Source organism: Streptomyces sp. SID5910 (assembly GCF_009862125.1).
GTDB lineage: Bacteria > Actinomycetota > Actinomycetes > Streptomycetales > Streptomycetaceae > Streptomyces.
Genome location: NZ_WWHX01000597.1, coordinates 1 through 2886, shown reverse-complemented (window position 1 = coordinate 2886; position 2886 = coordinate 1). Strand labels below are relative to the sequence as shown.

Below are 2886 nucleotides of genomic sequence, written 5' to 3'. Positions count from 1 at the left end.
TACCACGCGCGCGTGCGTCACGTACTCCGGCAGCCGGGGCAGCTCGCGCTCCAGCCCGGCCAGCGCCGACAGCGCCGTGGGGAACTGCTGGAACACGTTGCCGCCGTACCGGTGCCGCCAGGCCCTGGCCTCCTCCACCAGCGTCCGGGGACCGGCCAGCGCGGCACCGCCGTAGCCCTTGAGGGACTTGTAGAACGAGACGTACACGCTGTCCGCGAGGCCCGCGATCTCGTCCAGCGGGCGGCCGAAGTGCACGGTGGACTCCCACAGCCGCGCCCCGTCGAAGTGCACGACCGCGTCGCGCTCCCGAGCCGCCCCGACCAGCTCGGTCAGCTCCTCCCAGGTGGGCAGCAGATAGCCGCCGTCCCTGAGCGGCAGCTCCAGCATGAGCGCCCCGAACGGCTCCCCGAAGTCACGCACCTCGTCGGCGGCCGGCTGCCGGGGCTCGCCGGTCAGCCGTACCGGACGCAGGCCGCTGACCCGGCTGAAGGCGTTCCGTTCGTGCACCTCGGGATGGCCGAGCCCGTGCAGGGCGACGACCGGGTTGCCGGTACGGCCCGCCCAGCAGCGCAGCGCCACCTGCTGGGCCATGGTGCCGGTCGGGAAGAAGACGGCGGCCTCGTGGCCGAGCAGGGCGGCCGTACGCTCCTCCAGCGCCGTCACGATGCCGTTGCCGTAGACGTCCGACGGCTCGTCGAGGTCGTAGAGCTCCCCGGCGCCGTCGAGCAGGCCGAGGCGCTCCCGGAGGGTGGCGGTGTAGCCCGGCCGCGCGAGCAGCCGCTTCGCGCTGCGATGGACGGCCACGCGCCGCTCGCGCATGCGCCTGTGCTGCTCCTCCTGCTGTTCCGGCGGCTCCGCCGTCTCCGCCTGTTCCGTGTTTTCCCCTGTGCCAGTCATGCCGGGATCATGCCGTGCGGCAACCGGCCGGGTCACGGGGTTTCCGCGCGCGGTGCGCACCCACCCGGAGGGTGTGGACGCCGGGTGCCGGTCAGTGCCGGAGGACGGGTGCGAAAACCCACAGCCTGTGGACAACCGGACGTCCGCGGAACCGATCGCGTTAACATGACGAGAAATCGTCCGGTACCCCGAGCGGACTGGAACGGGAAGGCCGCCGTCGCGTGAACACAACCCCACAGCCAGACCCCAAGGACCGCCCCGCGCGGCTCACCGTAGGCGTCGTCGGCGCCGGCCGGGTGGGCCCCGCGCTGGCCGCGGCCCTCCAGCTCGCCGGGCACCGCCCGGTGGCCGTCTCCGGAGTCTCCGACGCCTCCAGGCGGCGGGCCGCCGCCCTGCTCCCCGACGTGCCGCTCATGACACCCGCCGAGGTCCTCCGGCACGCCGAACTGGTGCTGCTGACCGTCCCCGACGACGCGCTGCCCGGCCTGGTGACCGGGCTCGCCGAGACCGGCGCGGTGCGCCCGGGCCAGCTCCTCGCGCACACCTCCGGGCGCTACGGCGCGAAGGTCCTGGACCCCGCCCTGCGCGCCGGCGCCCTGCCGCTCGCCCTGCATCCGGCGATGACCTTCACCGGCACCCCCGTCGACGTCCAGCGCCTGGCCGGCTGCTCCTTCGGCGTCACCGCGCCCGAGGAGCTGCGGCTGGCCGCCGAGGCCCTGGTCATCGAGATGGGCGGCGAGCCGGAGTGGATCGCCGAGGACAGGCGCCCGCTGTACCACGCGGCGCTCGCCCTGGGCGCCAACCACCTGGTCACCCTGGTCGCCCAGTCCATGGAGCTGCTGCGCACCGCCGGCGTCGAGGCCCCCGACCGGATGCTCGGCCCGCTGCTGGGCGCGGCCCTGGACAACGCCCTGCGCTCCGGCGACGCGGCGCTCACCGGCCCCGTCGCGCGCGGGGACGCGGGCACGGTCGCCGCGCACATCGTGGAACTGCGCGCACACGCCCCGCAGGCGGTGGCCGGTTACGTCGCGATGGCCCGCGCGACGGCCGACCGCGCCCTGGACCACGGGCTGCTCAAGCCCGAACTCGCCGAGGACCTCCTCGGGGTACTCGCCGACGGAGGCGGCCCGGCCGACGGCAGCATCCCGACCGACGGCCGCGGCGGGACGGACGACAGCGGCGGGACGGACGGCCACAGCGGCTCGAACGGCACCGACGGCACCGACGGCACCGACGGCACCGACGGGATCGACGGCACCGAGGGAGACGCCCGATGACCACCACCCTGCTGCGCACCGCGGACGAGCTGCACGCGCGCGTACGTCACGGGCGCCGGGCCGTCGTGATGACCATGGGTGCCCTGCACGAGGGCCACGCCACCCTGATCCGCACGGCACGGCGCACCGCCGGCCCGGACGGCGAGGTGGTCGTCACCGTCTTCGTGAACCCGCTCCAGTTCGGCGCCGGCGAGGACCTGGACCGCTACCCGCGCACCCTGGACGCCGACCTGAAGCTCGCCGAGCAGGCGGGCGCGGACGTCGTCTTCGCCCCGTCCGTCGACGAGGTCTACCCGGGCGGCGAGCCCCAGGTCCGCGTCACCGCCGGACCCATGGGCGAACGCCTGGAGGGCGCCTCCCGCCCCGGCCACTTCGACGGCATGCTCACCGTCGTCGCCAAGCTGCTCCATCTCACCCGCCCCGACCTGGCCTTCTACGGCCAGAAGGACGCCCAGCAGCTCGCCCTGATCCGCCGCATGGTCCGCGACCTGAACTTCGGCATGGAGATCGTCGGCGTGCCCACCGTGCGCGAGGACGACGGCCTGGCCCTCTCCAGCCGCAACCGCTACCTCTCGCCCAAGGAGCGCCGCACCGCGCTCGCGCTCTCCCAGGCCCTGTTCGCCGGCCTCGACCGGCACGCCGCCCAGGAGGCGCTGCGCGCGCGGGCCCGCGAAGTGCCCGCCACGCAGGCGCGCGCCGAGGCGCTCAGCGC

At 75.0% G+C, this 2886-nt stretch carries 3 protein-coding genes; 2 read left to right on the top strand and 1 reads right to left on the bottom strand.

The features are described 5' to 3' along the window. The coding region (locus tag GTW67_RS20935) for a threonine aldolase family protein (protein ID WP_161166338.1) at positions 1-897 on the bottom strand (897 nt) is incomplete at its 3' end. A gap of 221 nt (positions 898-1118) precedes the next feature. Between GTW67_RS20935 and GTW67_RS20930 the strand changes: the two genes are divergently transcribed. Then, positions 1119-2174, top strand: a complete 1056-nt coding sequence (locus GTW67_RS20930) for a DUF2520 domain-containing protein (RefSeq protein WP_161166337.1) — start codon at positions 1119-1121, stop codon at positions 2172-2174. Continuing rightward, positions 2171-2886 (top strand): pantoate--beta-alanine ligase (gene panC / locus GTW67_RS20925; protein ID WP_161166336.1); only part of this gene is annotated, 716 nt, incomplete at its 3' end. The genes GTW67_RS20930 and panC, both read left to right, overlap by 4 nt.